Origin of the sequence: Arthrobacter halodurans (genome assembly GCF_041877255.1) — a bacterium.
In the GTDB taxonomy this organism is placed as follows: Bacteria; Actinomycetota; Actinomycetes; order Actinomycetales; family Micrococcaceae; genus Arthrobacter_N; species Arthrobacter_N halodurans.
Genome location: NZ_JBHDLJ010000003.1, coordinates 277,064 through 294,510 on the forward strand (window position 1 = coordinate 277,064; position 17,447 = coordinate 294,510).

Consider the following 17,447-nt stretch of genomic DNA (forward strand, 5'->3'; position numbering starts at 1 on the left):
TTACCAGCATTCCCGCGCCGAATGAAATCGGAAAAACCAGGCGTGACGGGCGCCACGGAGCGGCCCCTCAGGGGGCCTGTGGCGCCGCTCCTCCCGGCTCACCGCGCGGCCGTCCGCCTCCCCCGCGCCAGCCAGCGCTCCGCCAGTCCGCGCCAGGCGGGGCGGAACGCGTAGACGCAGACGAGGCGCAGCCGCGCCGCCTCCGTGTAGGCGTCCAGCCGGCGGGGGTCGGCCCCGAGGCCGGCGGCCACGCCGAGGACCCGCGCCGCGGCGGAGTCCCGCTCGGACCCGGAGAGGACGCCCTGGTCCCGCCGCAGCTCCAGGTGCGCGAGCAGGTTGCCCAGGTCCAGCTCCACGTCGGCGCGGGCCGCCGTGTCGAAGTCCAGGATGCCGAGGCGGTCCGCTCCGAGGTCGTACAGGAGCTGCTTGTCGTGGAGGTCCCGGTGCGCCGTCACCAGTGGACGTTCGTCGGCGGCCAGCCGCTCGAGGTCGCCGGCGACCGCCGCCAGGCGTGCGTCGACCCGCGCACGCCCGGCCGGGGTGAGGCCCAGCGGGTCGTGCGCGAGCAGCTGCCCGGCCCACCCGCCCAGCACCTGCGCCTCGCGCCCGGCGTCGTGCACCGGCAGGGCGTCCGCGTCGGTGGCGACCAGCGCGGGCCAGGCCCCGGCCCACAGTTCCCAGGCCGCCTCCCAGCCGGAGGACGACGCGATGGAGCACGCGGCGCCGGCGTACTCGGCGACGGGCTTCCCCGGCAGGGCCGAGAAGCGGACCGCGTCGCCGCCGGCGGAGAGCACCCGCGGCGCGAGCAGGCCCGCCTCGAGGGCCATGGCCGCGAGCCTCCGGGAGGTCTCCGCCACGGCCGGGCCGCGGCCCGGCCTCAGCAGCTTGACGAAGTCGGTGCCGCCGGCCGTGTCCCGGCGCACCACCGCGCGTTTCCCGCGCCGGTGGACCAGCACGGTGCCCTCGTCGGAGAGGCCCGGAAGCCGGGGATCGGCGGCGTGCGGCAGCAGCGTGGCGCCCCGGCCGTCCCACGCGCCGGCGCGGACCCGGCCCGCGCCGTCGACCGCCTCGAACACCAGCGTGCCGTCGGGCGCCGGCCAGGAGCGCCTGACGCTCACCACTTCGCGCTCGACCCCGTTGCCCCCGAGCCCGTCGCCCCCGGCTTCGAGCAGTTCCGGCAGCGCCCGGGCGGCGTGAGCCCGCGCCAAGCGTCCGCCGGTACCGCGTCCGCCGGCACCCTCCCGGAGCGCGGCGCGCGCAAGGCGCAGGCGGGCGAGGACCAGATCCTCCCATCCGGGCGCCGCGTCCCGGAACGGCTCCAGGGCCCGGGCCATCAGGTGGATGCCCGTCCACGGTCCGACGTCGACGCGGCCGGACGCCGGCCGCGCGGCGAGGTACGCGTCCAGCAGCTCCTCCGCGCCGCCGTGCCGTCCCGCCAGGATCTCGGTGGCCGCGAAGCAGCCCAGGTCCCAGCCGGCCGGTCCCCTGGCGGCGCGGTCCAGGTCGATGAGGCGCAGCCCATCGGGCCCGACCAGCAGCTGGTCGGCCGAGAAGTCCCCGTGCAGCGGCACGTCCGCCGCGCACCCGCGGCCCGCCGGCTCCGTGGCGTCGAGCAGTTCGACGGCGGTCCGCCGGGCGAGCCCGGCGGCGCCGGGCAGGACGTCGGCGACCCCGGCCGCGACGCCGAGCAGCGGCCGCCACGGCTCGACGACCCCTCCCGGGCGGGCACCGCTGGCGTGCAGGGCAGCCAGGATCCGGCCGGCCCGCGCCGCCCCGGGGGTGCCGTTCCCGCCGGCCGCGGCCCGCTCCCACGCCGAGGCGAGGTCTTCGCTCCCGTAGCGCGGGTAGTGGAGGGTCCGGGCGTCGCGGCCGGGCCGCGGGACGAGCACCGGCACCCCCTCCCCCGCGAGGCCGGCCAACAGGGCCGGCAGGTCGCCGGGCGGAACCGCCGTCGTCTTCGAGACCCGTCCGCCCTGCCCGGTCTCCGGGCCGCCCAGCACGAGCCGGCGCCACGGGTTGTAGTTCAGCACGGTCCCGGCCGGTTCCCCCCGATGGTCCAGGAGTCCCTCGGCCCGCAGCGGACCCCGCAGCCGGTTGTCCAGCCCGAGCGGTCCGGACATCAGCACGTGCCCGGGCGCGCCCGGCACCGGCGCCTCGCGCAGGCCGTAGCCCAGCGCCGCGTCCTTGAGCCGCAGCTTGTCCGCCTTCTCCCGCGCCGCCGGAGCGAAGCCGGCGACCCACCGGGCCGAGCCGCCGTCGGCCCGCGCCACCACCGACAGCCCGGGCTTGTAGCGCAGGTGGTCGACGCGGCCGTGGCCGCACCCCAGGCGGTCGAGGATGTCCGCGGAGCCGGGGGCCGCGCCCAGCAGCACGCCCACCGCCGGCAGGAGGACGCCGCGCCCGCGCTCGCCGCGGCTCATGCCCGCGCTCCCGGGGCCCCGGCCGGCACGACGGCGCTCGCGGCGCCCTCCGCCTCCCGGGCCACCCACCGCGCGAACTCGCCGGATGCCCCGGCCAACAGCTCCGCGGGCGCCCCGTCCAGCACGATCCGCCCGCGCTCGATCCACACCACCCGGTCCGCGGCGAGGGCCGTCGCCGCGTCGTGCGTGATGCTCACCGTGGTGCGGCCCGCGGTGAGGCGGGCCAGCGCCGCGAGCACCAGCGCCGAGGATTCGGGATCCAGCCCCGTGGTGGCCTCGTCCAGCACGACGACGGCGCCGTCGCGCAGGATCGCGCGGGCGATCGCGATGCGCTGGCGCTGGCCGCCGGACAGCGTCCCCCCGCGCTCGCCCAGCACGGTGTCGTACGCGTCCGGGAACTCGTGGATGAAGTCGTGGGCCTGCGCCGACCGGGCCGCGTCCATGATCTGCTCCTCGGTCGCGTCGAGCCGTCCGTAGCGGATGTTGTCGCGGATGGTCCCGCTGAAAAGCACAGACTCCTGCGGCACCAGGCTCACCTGCGAGCGCAGCGAGGCGAGGGTGATGCGGCGCAGGTCCAACCCGTCGAGCGTCACCGAGCCGGCCGACGGCTCGATCAGCCGCGACAGCAGCAGCGCGAGCGTGGACTTTCCCGCGCCGGACGGGCCGACGACGGCGACCTTCTGCCCGGCGGGGATCCGCAGGTCGATCCGGTCCAGGACCGGGGTGCCGCCGTAGCCGGCGCTGACCCCCCTGAGCTCGATGTCCCCCATGGCGCGCCCCAGCGGCCGCGCGTCGGGTGCGTCACGGATGCCCGCCGGGATGTCCAGCAGGTCCGCGACGCGCTCGCCGGAGGCGGCGGCGCGGGCGATGCGCCCGGTGTACTTGGCCATGTCGCGCAGCGGCTTCATCGCGGTCTTCAGGTAGGTCAGGAAGATGACGAGGTCCCCGGGCGTCATGCCGCCCTGCACGACCCGCCAGCCGCCGCCGACCAGCACGACCGCGGTCGCCAGCCCGACGATCACGTCGGTGCTCCGCTCGAGCCCGGCGGAGAGCCGCTTGGCCCGCACGCCGTCGCGCAGCGTCCTGTCGTTGCTCCCGGCGAACCGGCCCTCCAGTTCCCTCTCCAACCCGTAGGCGTGGACCACGCGCATGGCGCCGAGGCTTTCGTTGGCGATGTTGGCCAGCTGTCCCTCCCCCCGGCGCGTCTTCCGCGAGGCGCCGGTGATCTTTCCCGTGCTGCCGCGCGAGACCAGCAGGTACAGCGCCGCGGCGGCGAGCACGACCAGCGCAAGGAGAGGGTCCAGCCAGAACATCACGCCGGCCATCGCCACCAGCGTCAGGACGTTCGCCAGCAGGGGCAGCCCCGCGGTCACGGCCACCTCCTGCAGCTTGCCGACGTCGCCGACGAGCCGCTGCACGGTGTCCCCGGTGCGCGATCCCGAGTGGTAGGCCCCGGAGAGCGACTGGATGTGCGCGAACAGGCGCTGGCGCAGCGCCGTCGCCATCCGGGATCCGGCGAGCGCGAACGCGACGGTCGCCAGGTAGTTGGAGAGGGCGCGCAGCCCGACGATCACGACGACGGCCGCCCCGCAGGCGAGCATCAGCTGCAGCGTCGCCGGCGGCACGCCGGTGCCCAGCTTCGCGCCGAGGCTCTGGGACGCGGCGTCGACGACGAACTTGACCGGCCAGGGCTCGAGCACCCGGAAGCCGACCTCGAAGAGCAGCGCCACGACGCCGCCGCCCATCAGCCGCCGGTTGCCGGGCAGGTGCGGGCGCAGCACCGAGAGCGTGCGGCGGAACGGCCCCGGGGCGCGCGGCGGGCGCCGCGGATCCCGGCGCCTCACGACAGCGCCCCGGCGCCGGCGCCGGACGCGGCCATGGCCGGGGGCAGCGCTTCGTGGAGCCCGGCGAGCACGCGCCCGAGCACCCGGTCCCAGCCGTGCTCGGCCAGTGCCTCGGCGCGGGCCGCGGCGCCCAGGCGGGCACGGCGGACCGGGTCGTCCGCGAGCGCGTCCAGTGCCGCGGCCAGGTCGGCGGCGTCGGAGGGCTCGACCAGAACGCCGGTGCGCCCGTCGCGGACGATGCCCGGCACCTGGCCGACACGGCTGGCGACGACCGGCAGGCCGGCGGCGAGGTACTCGTAGATCTTCAGCGGCGAGAAGTAGGCGTCGGCGTCGGAGGCCGCCGGATAGGGCGCCACCGCGATCGTCGCCTCCCCGAGGAGCGCGCCCACACGCTCCGGGTCGACCGCGCCGGCGAACTCGATCCGGTCCCGCACGCGCGGCCCGTGGGCCGCGGCGCGGTCGCGCAGCGACCCGGCCAGCGGACCGTCGCCGACGATCCGCAGCCTCCAGTGGCCCCGGGAGCGGGCGACGGCGTCGACGAGGACCTCCACCCCGTGCCAGGGCTTCAGCGTGCCGACGAAGACGACGGCCGGGGACACCTCCGGAGGCACCTCCGGATTCCCGCCGGTTCCCGCGGCCGGCCGCGGCCGGATTCGGTCGGTGTTGACTCCGTTGGCGACCACGACCACGCGGGATCCGGCCTCGGGACCCACCCGGCCGCGCACCCAATCGGCCACGGGCGCCGAGACGCAGACGGTGCGCGCCGCGGCACCGACCTGGTCCCACAGCGCCCGCCGGGCCTCATCCTCGCGGTGTAGCTCGCGGTGGGTGCGCTGCTCGTCGATCAGCGGGGCGTTGACCTCGAGGATCCCGGGGATGGCGTGGTCCCGCGCGAGGGAGGCGAGCACGGTGCTGAAGAGGCTGTAGCGCTCGTAGACGAGGTCGGCCCCGTCGGCCGCGATCCGCCGGACCATCGCGCGGGACGCCCCCGCCTGCGCCTCCTCGCGCACGGCGGCGGGTCCCGGCGGGATCGGAAGCTCGGTGACCGGGAGATCCGCGAGGTCCGCGGGCACGCGGTCCCCGGCGCGCGTGCAGTACAGCCGGACCTCCGCGCCGCGGGCCCTGAGGGCGCGCACGATCTCCTGGACGTGCACCGACGCGCCCTTGGTCCCGAAGAAGGGGATCCCGGGGTCGACGCAGGCGTACGCGACGCGCAAACCCGCGAGGCTTCCGGACCCGGCCGCGACGGCCGCGTGGGTCGGGATGCCGACCCCGGCCCCCACCCCGGAGCCGTCCGTGGTGCCGTCCGCGGCGTCGGTCGGGATGCCGGCCTCTGCCCCCACTGCGCCGGCCCGGTCTTCGAGCGCGGCGAGCGCACGGGCCTGCCGCGCGGAGTCGAAGCGGTCCTCGACCAGCGCCCTCGCCGCACGGGCGACCTCGGCGCGAGGGAATCCGGGATCCGCGACGCGCCGGAGCGCGTCCATGAGCTCACCGTCGTCGCCTGGCTCGACGAGGATCCCGGTGGCCGGAGCGGCGGACCCGGGAGGGCGGACGGCCTCCGGGATGCCGGTGACGTTCGTGGCGACGCACGGGACGCCCACGGCCATGGCCTCCAGCAGCACGGTGGGCAACCCATCGGCGTTGCCGTCGGCGCCGACCACGCACGGCGCCGCGAAGACGTCGGCCCAGCCCAGGAGCGCCCGGATCTCTTCTTGCGTCTGCGGGCCGAGCAGCACCGCGGTGTTGCCCGCGGGCGGGGTCCCGTCGTGGAGCCCGAGCCGCGCGGAACGCGCCACGAGCTCGTCGCGGAGTTCCCCATCGCCGGCGATCCGCAGGTCTGCCGCGACGCCGCGCGCGCCCAGCGCCGCCACGGCGTCGAGCAGATGGGCGAAACCCTTCTTTTCGATCAGCCGACCGACGGCGGCGATCCTGAGCCGGGATCCGGGCGCGGGCGGCTCCCGGAACGGGAACCGGCCGAGCTCGAGGCCGTTGTAGAGCAGGTGCGTCCGTCCCGCGAGGTCCGGGTACGCGGCGGCGAGGTGATCGAGGTTGAAGCGGCTGATGGCCACCGTGTGGGCGGCCCGCCGCAGCGTCCTGCCCAGCCGCTCGGCGTCCACCGACTCGTGGAAGAGGTCCTTGGCGTGGGTGGTGACCGAGAACGTGAGCCCGGCCAGCTCGGCGGCGAGCTCGGCCGTCCGGCCGGCGAGCGAGCCGAAGTGCGCGTGCAGGTGCGTCAGGCCGGAGCGGGTGGCCGCCGCGGCGAGCGCGATCGCCTGGTGCACCTCGGTGGCCTCGTAGCCGGCCAGCTCCGGGAGCAGGTCGGCGTAGCGCCGCGCGAAGCCGGGGACAACGCGGGTGGCGTCGGCCACCGCCTCCCAGCCGTCGGCGAGCTTCAGCGGCTTCGGGACGTAGGACACGGGCGCCTGCACCCGCGCGAGTTCCGGATGGAACCGCGCGTCGGTGCTGGGGCGCAGGGCGAAGATCTCCAGCTTCTCCCCCGCGACCTCCCGCGCGAGGATCTCGGTGACGATGAACGTTTCGGAGAAGCGGGGGTAGACCTTGAGCACGTAGCCGGTGCGCCGGGTGTCAGACTGCGGCATGGGAGTACTCCTCTCGGTGGGGCCCGGCTGCGGGGGCCGGGAAGCGGGCGGATGTTGGCGCGGCGGCGGCGCCGACGAGGCGCGCGGCGTGCCCGGCGAGCTCGGAGAGCCCGTCGAGGGCAAGGGTGCCCCGGGCGGCCAGCTGGCCGGCGGGCGGGCCGGCGGACGGGCCGGCGGTCGGCGGGCCGGCCCCCGGGCGCGCGGCGCGCACGACGTCGGAGAACCAGTCGCCGATCGCCTCCGCGCAGAGGAGGTCCGGGTGCAGCACGCGCACGGCGCCCCGGGCCTCGAGCGAGCGCCCGCGGATCAGTTGCTCGGTCCGCGGCGCCACGCGGGGCACGACGAGCGCCGGCGCCGCGGAGCCGAGGACCTCGCAGACCGTGTTGTAGCCACCCATGACGACGACGGCGGCCGCGGACCGGATGTAGGCCAGGCCGTCGGGCACCGATGCCAGGACGCGGGTCCCCGGTGCCGCGGCGGCGCGGACCTTCTCGCGGAGCTCGGCGGGCATCTGCGGACCCGTCACGACGAGGTGGCGGTGCCCGGCCGGGACGCGGGCCGCGGCGGCCGCCCGCGTCATGGCGTAGCCGTCCGAGCCCCCGCCGGCCATGGTCAGCAGGTAGGGGCGCGCCATGTCCCCCGCGGGTTCCGCGCAATGGCGCCCGGCGGAGAGGTATCCGGTGAACCTCACCCGGTCCGCCAAGGCGCCCGGGATCTCTCCGCCGGCGACCGGGTCGTGGACGCCGGCGTCGCCGTAGACCCACAGCTCGTCGAACGCCTCCGCCACGCGTTCGACGCCGACCCGCCCCCACTCGGCGGCCGCCGAGCACGGGGCGTCGAGCACCTCGCGCAGGCCCAGCACCAGGCGGCAATCGGGGTTGTCGCGGCGCAGGTTGGCCAGCGGCCCCGCGAGCTCGCCGTCGACCCCGAAGGCGTGGCGGTCCACGACGGCGAGGTGGGGCCGGAACGAGCCGAGGACGCCGTCGACGACCGACGAGCGCACGCCCATCAGGCGGTCCATGCCGACATTCAGGGTGCGCGGGGCGTAGCGGCCGTCCCGCTTGTGGATGCCGGGCATCACGACCCAGTCCCAGCCCTCCGGGGCCGGGTAGCTCGTCGCCGTCCGTTCGCCGGTGACGAGCAGCCCCGACACGCGCCGGCCGGTCAGGGCCGGCAGCGCGGTGCTGAGCGCGTGGGCGATGGCGAGGTTGCGCCGCGTGTGTCCGAGCCCCACCGAATCGTGGGAATAGAGGGCCACGCGGAGGCCCCTGTCCCGTGGTGTTCCTGGCATCGTCCGGCCGTCCTTTCGCGCGCCGCCCGCGGGCGGTTGCCGCGCGAGCCGGCCTCCCTGCTGCGGGAAGCATGACAGCGAGCATGCACACGCAACATGAGCCCCCGATGAAGCGCGGATGAGACGGCTCTCATCCGCGGCTGCCGGTGACGCGAAAACGGCCCGGCCGGACACCTGGAATCGGTGTCCGGCCGGGCCGCTCGGCTCGGGGTGGGGGCGCCGCGGCCGCTGCGTGCGGCGGCCGGGGCGTCCCGTCCGGCTAGTAGTCGCGGTTGTTGTTGCCGCTCTTGGCGCCGTCGAAACCACGCGAGGAGGTGCGGGGCTTGCGCGCCCCGCCGAAGCCGGCGCTGTCCTTGCGGAAACCGCCGCGGTCGCCGGAGCGCTCGCCACGGTCGTAGCCGCCCTCTTCGCGCTTGCGGAATCCGCCGCCGCCGCTGCCGCCGCGTCCCCCGCCGAAGCCGCCGCCGCGGCTGCCCGAGTCGCGCTCGCTGCGCGGGGTGCGGCCGTTGTCCAGCTCCAGGCGGATCAGCTCGCCGCCGATCCGGGTGCGGGACAGGGCCTGCCACTGGTCCTGCGACAGCTCGGCGGGCAGCTCGACCAGCGTGTGGTCGGCGCGGATGTCGATGCCGCCGATGTCGGCCGAGCTGAAGCCGCCCTCGTTGGCGAGCGCGCCGACGATCGAGCCCGGCATGACGCGCTGGCGGCGGCCGACGGCGATGCGGTACGTCGCGTTGCCCTCGGTCAGCGTCCGCGACGGTCCGCGGGAACCGAGGCCATCCTTGGCGCCCTTCATCATGCGCGCCTGCTTGGCCGGGGGAAGCGGCATGTCCTCCATCAGCAGCGGGCGTCCACCCTGGGCCATGTGGGCCAGCGCGGCGGCGATCTCTACGCCGGTGACGCCGTGGTCCGCCTCGTACTTCTCCACCAGGCCGCGGAAGACCGTGAGGTCCTCGGAGGCCAGGGTCTCGGTGATGCGCTCGGCGAACTTCTCCAGGCGCTTGTCGTTCACGGAGTCGACGCTCGGCAGGTGCATGAGCTCGACCGGCTGGCGCGTGGCCTTCTCGATGGCGCGCAGCAGGTACTTCTCGCGCGGGGTCATGAAGAGGATCGCGTCGCCCTGGCGTCCGGCGCGGCCGGTGCGGCCGATGCGGTGCACGTAGGACTCGGTGTCGTTCGGGATGTCGAAGTTCACGACGTGGCTGATGCGCTCCACGTCCAGGCCGCGGGCCGCGACGTCGGTGGCGACGAGGATGTCGATCTTGCCGTCGCGGAGGTTCTCGACGGTGCGCTCGCGCTGCTGCTGCGGGATGTCGCCGTTGATGGCGGCGGCGCGGAAGCCGCGGGACTTCAGCTTGTCGGCCAGGTCCTCGGTGGCCACCTTGGTGCGCACGAAGGCGATGACGCCGTCGAACGGCTCGGCCTCGAGGATGCGCGTGAGGGCGTCCAGCTTGTGCGGGCCCATGACCTGGACGTAGCGCTGGCGCGTGTTCTTGCCCGTGGTGGTCGTGGACTTGACCGTGACCTCCTGCGGGTTGCGCAGGTACTGCTTGGAAATGCGGCGGATCGCGCCGGGCATCGTCGCGGAGAACAGGGCCACCTGCTTCTCGACCGGGGTGGCCTCGAGGATGCGGTCGACGTCCTCGGCGAACCCCATGCGGAGCATCTCGTCGGCCTCGTCGAGCACGACGTACTGCAGCTCGGAGAGGTCCAGGGAGCCCTTGTTGATGTGGTCGATGACGCGGCCGGGGGTGCCGACGACGACCTGCGCGCCGCGGCGGAGGCCGGCGAGCTGCGGGCCGTACGGCGAGCCACCGTACACCGGGAGGACGGAGAAGTTGTCGATGTGGCGGGCGTAGGAGGTGAACGCCTCGGCGACCTGCAGGGCAAGCTCGCGGGTCGGGGCGAGCACCAGGATCTGCGTGTTGTGCGTGGTGCCGTTCAGGTCGGCCAGCTCCGCCATGCGGGACAGGGCGGGGACGGCGAACGCGGCGGTCTTGCCGGTGCCGGTCTGGGCCAGCCCGACGACGTCGCGGCCCGCGAGCAGCAGCGGGATGGTGGCGGCCTGGATCTGGGACGGCTTCTCGTAGCCGACGTCGTTCAGGGCGGCGAGGACGCGTCCGTCGATGCCGAGGTCGGAGAACTTGACGGTCTCTTCGGCGGTCTCGGTGTTCTCGCCGGCGTTGGTGTTCTGGTTTTCGGGCATGTCGGAAGACATAGGTGTATACCTCTACTCATAGGGGCGGATGTCAACCGCTCCCTGGGAGCGGCATCCGCGGCACATTCGGACTCTTCACCTGAAGGTCCGGCGCTCCCCTATGAAAAACCACCCGCAGCGCGAGCACACAAACACGAATAGCTCTTGCCTCAAATATTGGGCAGGATGCGAGGGAAGCCGGAAATCGGCGAACACTTCATTCTATCCGATCCCGGCCGCGCGTGCGTCGGAAGGGGCTGTGCGCTTGCGCACACGGCCGCGGGGCGGCGCCGCGGAGGGGCCCCGCGGCGCCCCGCGGCGCCTCACGGCGCCCGGAGCGCACCCGGTCCGGGGCGGGATCAGACCAGCCGCAGCACCTTCTCGGGGAGCTCCCACTCGCCTGCCTCGTGCCCGGCCCGCAGCGCCGCGGCGTCGTCCCGGTCCAGCCCCGTGAACACCCGGCGCACCGTCACGCCGTGGGACGGCCGGTCGACGACCTCGATCGGGTCCCCGGCGCGCAACGACCCCTTGCGCACGACGCGCAGGTAGCAGCCGACGTCGGCCCGGTCGGCGAAGCGCCCCACCCAGCCCGCCTCGCCCATGCGGCGCGCGAACGTCGAGCAAGGCGTGCGCGGCATCGTCACCTCCAGCACGACGTCGGTTCCCACCCTCCAGCGTTCGCCGACGACCGCGTCGGTCGTCGCGATGCCGGCCACGCGGAGGTTCTCGCCGAAGAGTCCCGGGGCGATCTCCCGCCCGAGCTCGGCCGCCCAGCGCCCGGCCTCCTCCTCCGAGTACGCGTAGACGGCCTGGTCCGCACCGCCGTGGTGCTCGCGGGAGGCCTGCACGTCGGCGTAGAGGCCGAGGCGTCCCACCTTGACGGGCCCTGGCACGGGGCGCTTGTCGATGGCCGTGACCCCCACGGGGCCGCGGTCCGGCAGCAACTGGTGGACACGGCAGACGGCGAGGAGGGCGCCGGCGGTGGATTCCATGGCCCCATCCTACGAGCGGTCGCGCGGGATCCGCCCACCCGGCACGGGAGCCGTCCCCGAGCGTTTCCCCGGCTCCGCTGGCGCTTCCCCGGCTCCGCGGCGGCCTCGGCTAGGCTCGGACGCGTGAAGAAGCTCCCGGGAACCCTCCGCGCCGCCGTCTGGTGGTGGGCCGCGCTGGCGGTCGCCGCCGCGGGCTTCGGCGCCGCGTCGATCGGCAACGCCCAGATCGCCCCGGCAGCCGACCGGACGGGGCTGGTGGCCCTCGCCGTCGTGCTCGGGCTGCTCGGCGCGCTGGTGGGCTACGGCGCATGGCAGCTGTCCCGCGGGCGGCTGGCCGGGCGGGGCCTCCTCACGACGTTCGGGCTGATCGGCGGACTGCCCCTGCTCGCGCGCGGGCCGCGCCTCACCGTCCTGGCCGCCGGGCTGCTGATCGGCGTCGTGATGCTCTGGCTGCCGCCGAGCCTGACGTACTTCAAGGAGCAGTCGCGCGAGGCCCGTGCCCGGCGCAAGGCGGAGCGCGCCGCGACCCGGCCGCCGACGCGCCGCCCCTAGCTGCCCCCCTAGACCGACTAGACCGACCGCTCCGCCAGCGGCGCGGCGTGCAGCGCGTCGAGCAACGGCGCGAGCTCCGGCGTCGCCCGCGCCTCGTCCAGCGCGGCGCCCAACGCGGCGTCGTGCGCCGGGCGGGTCGCCTCCAGCAGCTCGCGCCCCGCCGGCGTGAGCTCCGTGTAGACGCCGCGGCGGTCGTCGAGGCAGAGGATGCGGGCCAGCAGGCCGCGGTCCTCCAACCGGTTCACCAGACGCGTGGTGGCGCTGCTGCTGAGGGCGGCGGCCCGGGCCAGCTGCTGCATGCGCATGTGCCATCCGTCCTGCCGGCCCAGGGCGTCCAGCACCGTGTACTCGACCACGGACAGGCCGGCCGCGGACTGCAGCGCCCGCTCCAGCGCGGCCTCGATCAGCCCGTGCAGCGCCGCCAGCGTGCGCCAACCCTGGGCGCGAACCTCCACGGCGTCGTCCCTGATCCCCATCTGCCCCTCCTGTCCCGCGCCCCGGGCGCGGGGTCGCGTGCCTGCCGTTGCCCGGTTGCGCGAATACAACGCGCGTGCAACTATTTATCCAGCGTCTGCAACTAAGTGCTGTTGCAAATAACGGCGCCTGCACTTTTCATCCAGTATACGAAAGAACACGGGTATCCCCATGCCACTCGGCCTCCTCGCCCTCGCCATCGGCGGTTTCGGAATCGGTCTGACCGAATTCGTGATCGCCGGCCTCCTCCCCGAAGTCGCCGCCGATCTGCGCGTCGACGAGGCGGCCGCCGGATGGCTGATTTCCGGCTACGCGCTCGGCGTCGCGGTGGGTGCGATCGCCCTCACCGCGGCCGTCATCCGCCGCCCGCGCAAGCGCGTCCTCCTGGGCCTGATGGTGCTCTTCGTCGCCGGCAACCTGGTCTCCGCCACCGCGCCGGACTACCAGACCATGCTGCTCGGTCGCGTCATCGCCTCCCTGTGCCACGGCGCCTTCTTCGGGATCGGCGCCGTGGTCGCCGCCGACATGGTCCCCCGCGCCCGGCGCTCCGCGGCCATCGCGGTCATGTTCACCGGCCTCACCCTCGCCAACGTCCTCGGCGTGCCGTTCGGGACGTTCATCGGCCAGGCCTACGGCTGGCGGGCCACGTTCTGGGCCATCACGGGCATCGGGATCCTCGCGTTCGCCGGCATCGCGGCCCTGGTGCCCGCGTCCGCCAACGGCGCGGGCGGCACGTCGCTGCGCGGCGAGCTGCGCGCCTTCCGCTCCGGCCAGGTCTGGCTCTCGCTCGTCGTCACGGTCCTGGGCTTCGGCGGCATGTTCGGCGCCTTCACCTACATCGCCTACACGCTCACCGAGGTCGGCGGCTTCTCCAGCGGCGCCGTGCCGTGGCTGCTGGTGCTCTTCGGCGGCGGCCTGTTCGCCGGGAACATCGCCGGAGGCAAGGCGGCCGACCGCCGCCTGGACGCCTCGCTGATCGGTCTCCTCGCCGGACTGGCCGTGGTGCTGGCGGCCTTCGCCCTGCTGGCCTCGAGCCAGCCGGCCACGATGGTGCTGCTGGTCCTCATGGGCGGATTCGGCTTCGGCACCGTCCCGGGCCTGCAGACGCGCATCATGAACTACGCGCCGGGCGCGGCCACGCTGGCCTCCAGCGCCAACATCGCCGCCTTCAACATCGGCAACGCGCTCGGGGCCTGGATCGGCGGCGCGGCGATCGCCGCGGGTCTCGGCTACACCTCGCCCCTGTGGGCGGGCTCCGGACTCACCGTACTCGCCGTGGCCGTGCTGGCCGCCGCCGCCTTCGCCGCCGCGCGCGCGGACCGGACCACCGGCGCACCCGGCGTGCCGGGCGCCGACGTCGCACCGGAATCCGCCGCCGGACTGGATGCCGTCGGACCTCGCGCCGCCCGGTAGGGCATGTCCCGGATCCCGGCGTCCGCGCGACCCCGGCGTGTGTCCCGGGTCACGAGGCGCGGGGATCCGGCGGTAGGGTCGAATGACCCCCAGCCACCCGCGAAAGGTCCCGCATGAGTCTCCTCGCCATCACCAACGCCCACGTCGTCCCCATCGAGGGCGACCCCTTCGACGGGACCGTCCTGGTCCGCGACGGGAAGATCGCCGAGGCCGGACCCGACGTCGTTGTGCCCGCGGACGCGGAGACCCTGGACGCCGCCGGCCAGTGGCTGCTGCCGGGCTTCATCGACGCGCATGTCCACCTCGGCATGCATCCCGAGGGCGAGAACGGCTCCACCTCCGACGTCAACGAGATGACCGACCCGATCATGGCCGCCGTGCGCGCGATCGACGCGGTCGACCCGTTCGACATCGGGTTCGACGACGCGCTGGCGGGCGGCGTGACGACCGTCAACGTCAACCCGGGCTCCGGCAACCCCGTCGGCGGCCTGGCCGTGGCGCTCCACACCCACGGGCGCTACATCGAGGAGATGGTCCTGCGGTCCCCGAGCGGCCTGAAGTCCGCCCTCGGCGAGAACCCGAAGCGCATCTATGGCGAGCGCAAGCAGACCCCGTCGACGCGCCTCGGCACCGCGATGGTCATCCGCAAGGCGTTCATGGACGCCAGGAACTACATGGCCAAGGCCGATCCGAACGCCGTCGACCCCAAGCTCGAGGCGCTCGCGATGGTGCTGCGCCGGGAGATCCCCTGGCGCCAGCACTGCCACCGCGCCGACGACATCGCCACTGCCCTCCGGCTGGCCGACGAATTCGGGTACGAGCTGGTCCTGGACCACGGCACGGAGGCCCACGTGCTCGGCGACGTCCTCGCCGCGCGCGGCGTGCCGGTGCTCATCGGCCCGCTCTTCACGACCAAGTCCAAGGTCGAGCTGCGCGGGCGTTCGCTGGCGAACCCGGGCAAGCTCGCGCGCGCCGGCGTGGAGATCTCGATCATCACCGACCACCCCGTCATCCCGATCCACTTCCTCGTCCACCAGTGCACCCTGGCCGTGAAGGAGGGGCTGGACCCGGTGACGGCGCTGCGCTCCATCACGATCAACCCGGCGAAGGTCCTGGGGCTGGCCGACCGGATCGGATCGATCGAGCCGGGCAAGGACGCGGACCTGGTCCTCTGGTCCGGCGACCCGCTGGACGTGATGCAGCGCGCCCTGCGCGTCTTCATCGCGGGCTGCCAGGTCATGGAGTACGACGCCGGGACGCGCCTGCCGCGCGTGGCCGACCGCCACGTCGTCGCTCCCCGGTAGGGGGGCTCCCCGGTGGAGGCCCTCCCCGATAGAGGCACTTCCCGGTAGGGGCGCTCCCCGGCGGGTGCCGAGCGGGGAACCCCCGGGGATCGGGGCCGGCGGGGGCCTAGCGCAGAAGCGCCACGTCGGAGACGAGCTCGATGTGCGCCTGCATGGCCTCCGCGGCCGCCTCGGCGTCGCGGTCGCGGATGGCCCGGGTGATCTTCCGGTGCGACTCGAGGGAGACCTCCGGGCGGCCGGGCTGCCCCAGGGACTCCAGCCGCGTCTCGAGGATCATCTCCGCGATGAACGTCATGAGCTGCGCGAGGACGGCCGAATGCGCCGCGGCGGTGATCGCCTCGTGGAAGAGCTCGTCCCCCCGCGCGCCGCGCTCGCCGGCGGCGATCTCCCCGGCCATGACGCCCAGCGCTTCCTCGATGCGGGCGAGGTCCTCGTCGGTGCGCCGCGCTGCGGCCAGGGCGGCGAGCTTGACCTCGAGCGTGCTCCGCGCCTCCACGATCTCGGGGAGCCGGTTCTGGTGCTCCCGCAGCTTCCGCAGCACCGCCGCGACGCTCGGCCGGTAGACCAGCACGGCCCCGGTGCCGTGCTGCACGTCGATGACGCCCAGCACCTCCAGCGCGACGAGTGCCTGGGCCAGCGTGGCCCGCGAGACGCCGAGCTGCTCGGCCAGTTCGCGCTCGGCCGGCAGGTGGTCGCCGGGCCCCAGCTGCTCCGACTCGACGTAGCCGAGGATCTGTTTCATCAGCTGTTCGTACAGCCGCGGGCGGGCCACCTTCCCCAGGGGTTTCCCCGTGGGCCGCGGCTTCTCCGGTGTCGCCATGGCGCCCCTCCCTTCCTCCGTGTGCCCCCCAATCTACACCGGGGACCGTCTTGACAAAGCCAGTAGGTGTCTAGGAGGCTAGGCCACTGAACCAGTGACGTGGTTCACATTCCCGCAGCCACCCCGACGCGAAGGGCCCCCCCATGTCCGCACCAATTCTCTCCATCATCGTCCTGGCGGTGATGTTCCTGCTTGCGACAGTGCTGCCCATCAACATGGGTGCCCTCGCGTTCGTCGGGGCCTTCCTCCTGGGGGCCGTCTTCCTGGGCATGGACACCTCGGACATCCTCGCGGAGTTCCCCGGCGGCCTCTTCCTGACCCTGGTGGGTGTCACCTACCTCTTCGCGATCGCGCAGAACAACGGGACCATCGACCTGCTGATCCGGCGGGCCGTCCGACTCGTCGACAACCGGATCGCCCTGGTGCCCTGGGTGATGTTCGTGATCACCGCCGCCATCACGGCGGTGGGCGCCCTCGGCCCGGCCGCCGTCGCCATCATGGCCCCCATCGGACTCGGCTTCGCCGCCAAGTACAAGATCAATCCCCTGATGATGGGCATGCTGATCGTCCACGGCGCGCAGGCAGGCGGCTTCTCCCCCATCGCCGTCTACGGCGTCATCGTCAACAGCCTGATCGCGGACACCGGCTTCGCCTTCAGCCCCATGGCGCTGTTCCTCAGCAGCCTGCTCTTCAACTTCGCGATCGCCATCGTCCTCTTCTTCGTCCTGGGCGGCCGGAAGCTCTCGGGCACCCGCGTGGGCCACTTCGTCGAGTCCGTGGCCGAGGCCCGCATGAACGTGTCCGTCGGCGCGAAGGCCAGCGACGTCGACTTCAAGGGCTCCGGCAGCGGAACCTACGGGCCGCGCGACCCCGCCGGCGACGGCGCGACCGCCACCAAGACGCGCCAGCAGGTGTTCCCGCAGGTCATGACCGTCCTGGGGCTCATCGTCCTGGCCGTCGTCGCCCTGGGCTTCAAGGTCGACGTCGGCTTCGTCGCCATCACCATCGCCGTGGTCCTGGCGCTGATCTCCCCCGAGGCCCAGAAGGGCGCCGTCAACAAGATCAGCTGGTCCACCGTCCTGCTGATCTGCGGCATGCTGACCTTCGTCGGCGTCCTGGAGGCGGCCGGCACCATCGAGTACGTCTCCGACGCCGTGGCCACCATGGGCATGCCCCTGCTCGCGGCCCTGATGATCTGCTACATCGGCGCCGTCGTCTCGGCGTTCGCCTCGTCCACCGCGATCCTCGCGGCCCTCATCCCGCTGGCCATCCCGTTCCTGGACTCGGGCGCCGTCAGCGCCATCGGCGTCGTCTGCGCCCTGGCCATCGCATCGACGGTCGTGGACGTCTCCCCGTTCTCCACCAACGGCGCGCTGGTGCTGGCCAACGCCCCGGAGGGCACGGACAAGGAGAGGTTCTACCGGCAGATCCTCGGCTACGGCGGCATCGTCGTCGTCGCCGGCCCGCTGCTGGCCTGGCTGATCCTCGTCCTGCCCGGCTGGCTGTAGCCCGCCGCCCCGACCGCCGCCACCGCGACCCCCAA

Annotated in this window: 12 protein-coding genes; 4 read left to right on the top strand and 8 right to left on the bottom strand. The window is 74.2% G+C overall.

The window, feature by feature from the left end; genetic code table 11:
- Nucleotides 1-98 precede the first annotated feature (98 nt).
- From ACETWP_RS05805 to ACETWP_RS05830, 6 genes are all read right to left on the bottom strand, one after another.
- Nucleotides 99-2,420, bottom strand: coding sequence for a phosphotransferase (locus tag ACETWP_RS05805; RefSeq protein ID WP_373971264.1), 2,322 nt, complete (start codon nt 2,418-2,420; stop codon nt 99-101).
- On the bottom strand, nt 2,417-4,264 hold the full coding sequence (locus tag ACETWP_RS05810) for an ABC transporter ATP-binding protein (RefSeq protein WP_373971265.1): 1,848 nt from the start codon (nt 4,262-4,264) through the stop codon (nt 2,417-2,419). Before ACETWP_RS05810 ends, ACETWP_RS05805 begins: the two co-directional genes overlap by 4 nt.
- The gene (locus tag ACETWP_RS05815; protein ID WP_373971266.1) at nt 4,261-6,864 is read right to left on the bottom strand and encodes a glycosyltransferase; all 2,604 of its coding nucleotides are present in this window, start codon (nt 6,862-6,864) and stop codon (nt 4,261-4,263) included. The genes ACETWP_RS05810 and ACETWP_RS05815 overlap by 4 nt, the downstream gene beginning before the upstream one ends.
- On the bottom strand, nt 6,851-8,122 hold the full coding sequence (locus tag ACETWP_RS05820) for a glycosyltransferase family protein (protein ID WP_373971267.1): 1,272 nt from the start codon (nt 8,120-8,122) through the stop codon (nt 6,851-6,853). Before ACETWP_RS05820 ends, ACETWP_RS05815 begins: the two co-directional genes overlap by 14 nt.
- Before the next feature lie 292 nt (nt 8,123-8,414).
- Entirely contained in the window at nt 8,415-10,358 is a 1,944-nt protein-coding gene (locus ACETWP_RS05825; protein WP_373971268.1) for a DEAD/DEAH box helicase, read from the bottom strand.
- A gap of 350 nt (nt 10,359-10,708) precedes the next feature.
- Nucleotides 10,709-11,341 (bottom strand): MOSC domain-containing protein, encoded by a 633-nt coding sequence (locus tag ACETWP_RS05830; RefSeq protein ID WP_373971269.1) that lies wholly within the window; start codon nt 11,339-11,341, stop codon nt 10,709-10,711.
- A gap of 123 nt (nt 11,342-11,464) precedes the next feature.
- On the opposite strand from ACETWP_RS05830, the gene ACETWP_RS05835 reads away from it, so the two are divergent.
- On the top strand, nt 11,465-11,893 hold the full coding sequence (locus tag ACETWP_RS05835; RefSeq protein WP_373971270.1) for a hypothetical protein: 429 nt from the start codon (nt 11,465-11,467) through the stop codon (nt 11,891-11,893).
- Nucleotides 11,894-11,910: 17 nt separating this feature from the next.
- On the opposite strand, the gene ACETWP_RS05840 is transcribed toward ACETWP_RS05835, so the two are convergent.
- Nucleotides 11,911-12,369, bottom strand: a complete 459-nt coding sequence (locus ACETWP_RS05840; RefSeq protein ID WP_373971271.1) for a MarR family winged helix-turn-helix transcriptional regulator — start codon at nt 12,367-12,369, stop codon at nt 11,911-11,913.
- A gap of 169 nt (nt 12,370-12,538) precedes the next feature.
- On the opposite strand from ACETWP_RS05840, the gene ACETWP_RS05845 reads away from it, so the two are divergent.
- Together ACETWP_RS05845 and ACETWP_RS05850 are read left to right on the top strand one after the other, a co-directional pair.
- Nucleotides 12,539-13,780, top strand: a complete 1,242-nt coding sequence (locus ACETWP_RS05845) for an MFS transporter (RefSeq protein ID WP_373971272.1) — start codon at nt 12,539-12,541, stop codon at nt 13,778-13,780.
- A 113-nt stretch (nt 13,781-13,893) separates the two neighbouring features.
- Nucleotides 13,894-15,084, top strand: coding sequence for an amidohydrolase (locus tag ACETWP_RS05850; RefSeq protein ID WP_373971273.1), 1,191 nt, complete (start codon nt 13,894-13,896; stop codon nt 15,082-15,084).
- 106 nt (nt 15,085-15,190) lie between these two features.
- Here the strand turns inward: ACETWP_RS05850 and ACETWP_RS05855 are convergent, their stop codons facing one another.
- Nucleotides 15,191-15,904, bottom strand: coding sequence for a FadR/GntR family transcriptional regulator (locus tag ACETWP_RS05855; protein ID WP_373971274.1), 714 nt, complete (start codon nt 15,902-15,904; stop codon nt 15,191-15,193).
- 143 nt (nt 15,905-16,047) lie between these two features.
- Between ACETWP_RS05855 and ACETWP_RS05860 the strand changes: the two genes are divergently transcribed.
- Nucleotides 16,048-17,412, top strand: coding sequence for an SLC13 family permease (locus ACETWP_RS05860; protein ID WP_373971275.1), 1,365 nt, complete (start codon nt 16,048-16,050; stop codon nt 17,410-17,412).
- Nucleotides 17,413-17,447 lie beyond the last annotated feature (35 nt).

What these genes read in the sequence shown, in the direction of transcription:
- ACETWP_RS05840 (WP_373971271.1), bottom strand. Translation starts at nt 12,369, where the DNA reads ATGGGGATCAGGGACGACGCCGTGGAGGTTCGCGCCCAGGGTTGGCGC.
- ACETWP_RS05845 (WP_373971272.1), top strand. Translation starts at nt 12,539, where the DNA reads ATGCCACTCGGCCTCCTCGCCCTCGCCATCGGCGGTTTCGGAATCGGT.
- ACETWP_RS05805 (WP_373971264.1), bottom strand. Translation starts at nt 2,420, where the DNA reads ATGAGCCGCGGCGAGCGCGGGCGCGGCGTCCTCCTGCCGGCGGTGGGC.
- ACETWP_RS05825 (WP_373971268.1), bottom strand. Translation starts at nt 10,358, where the DNA reads ATGCCCGAAAACCAGAACACCAACGCCGGCGAGAACACCGAGACCGCC.
- ACETWP_RS05850 (WP_373971273.1), top strand. Translation starts at nt 13,894, where the DNA reads ATGAGTCTCCTCGCCATCACCAACGCCCACGTCGTCCCCATCGAGGGC.
- ACETWP_RS05855 (WP_373971274.1), bottom strand. Translation starts at nt 15,904, where the DNA reads ATGGCGACACCGGAGAAGCCGCGGCCCACGGGGAAACCCCTGGGGAAG.
- ACETWP_RS05815 (WP_373971266.1), bottom strand. Translation starts at nt 6,864, where the DNA reads ATGCCGCAGTCTGACACCCGGCGCACCGGCTACGTGCTCAAGGTCTAC.
- ACETWP_RS05830 (WP_373971269.1), bottom strand. Translation starts at nt 11,341, where the DNA reads ATGGAATCCACCGCCGGCGCCCTCCTCGCCGTCTGCCGTGTCCACCAG.
- ACETWP_RS05860 (WP_373971275.1), top strand. Translation starts at nt 16,048, where the DNA reads ATGTCCGCACCAATTCTCTCCATCATCGTCCTGGCGGTGATGTTCCTG.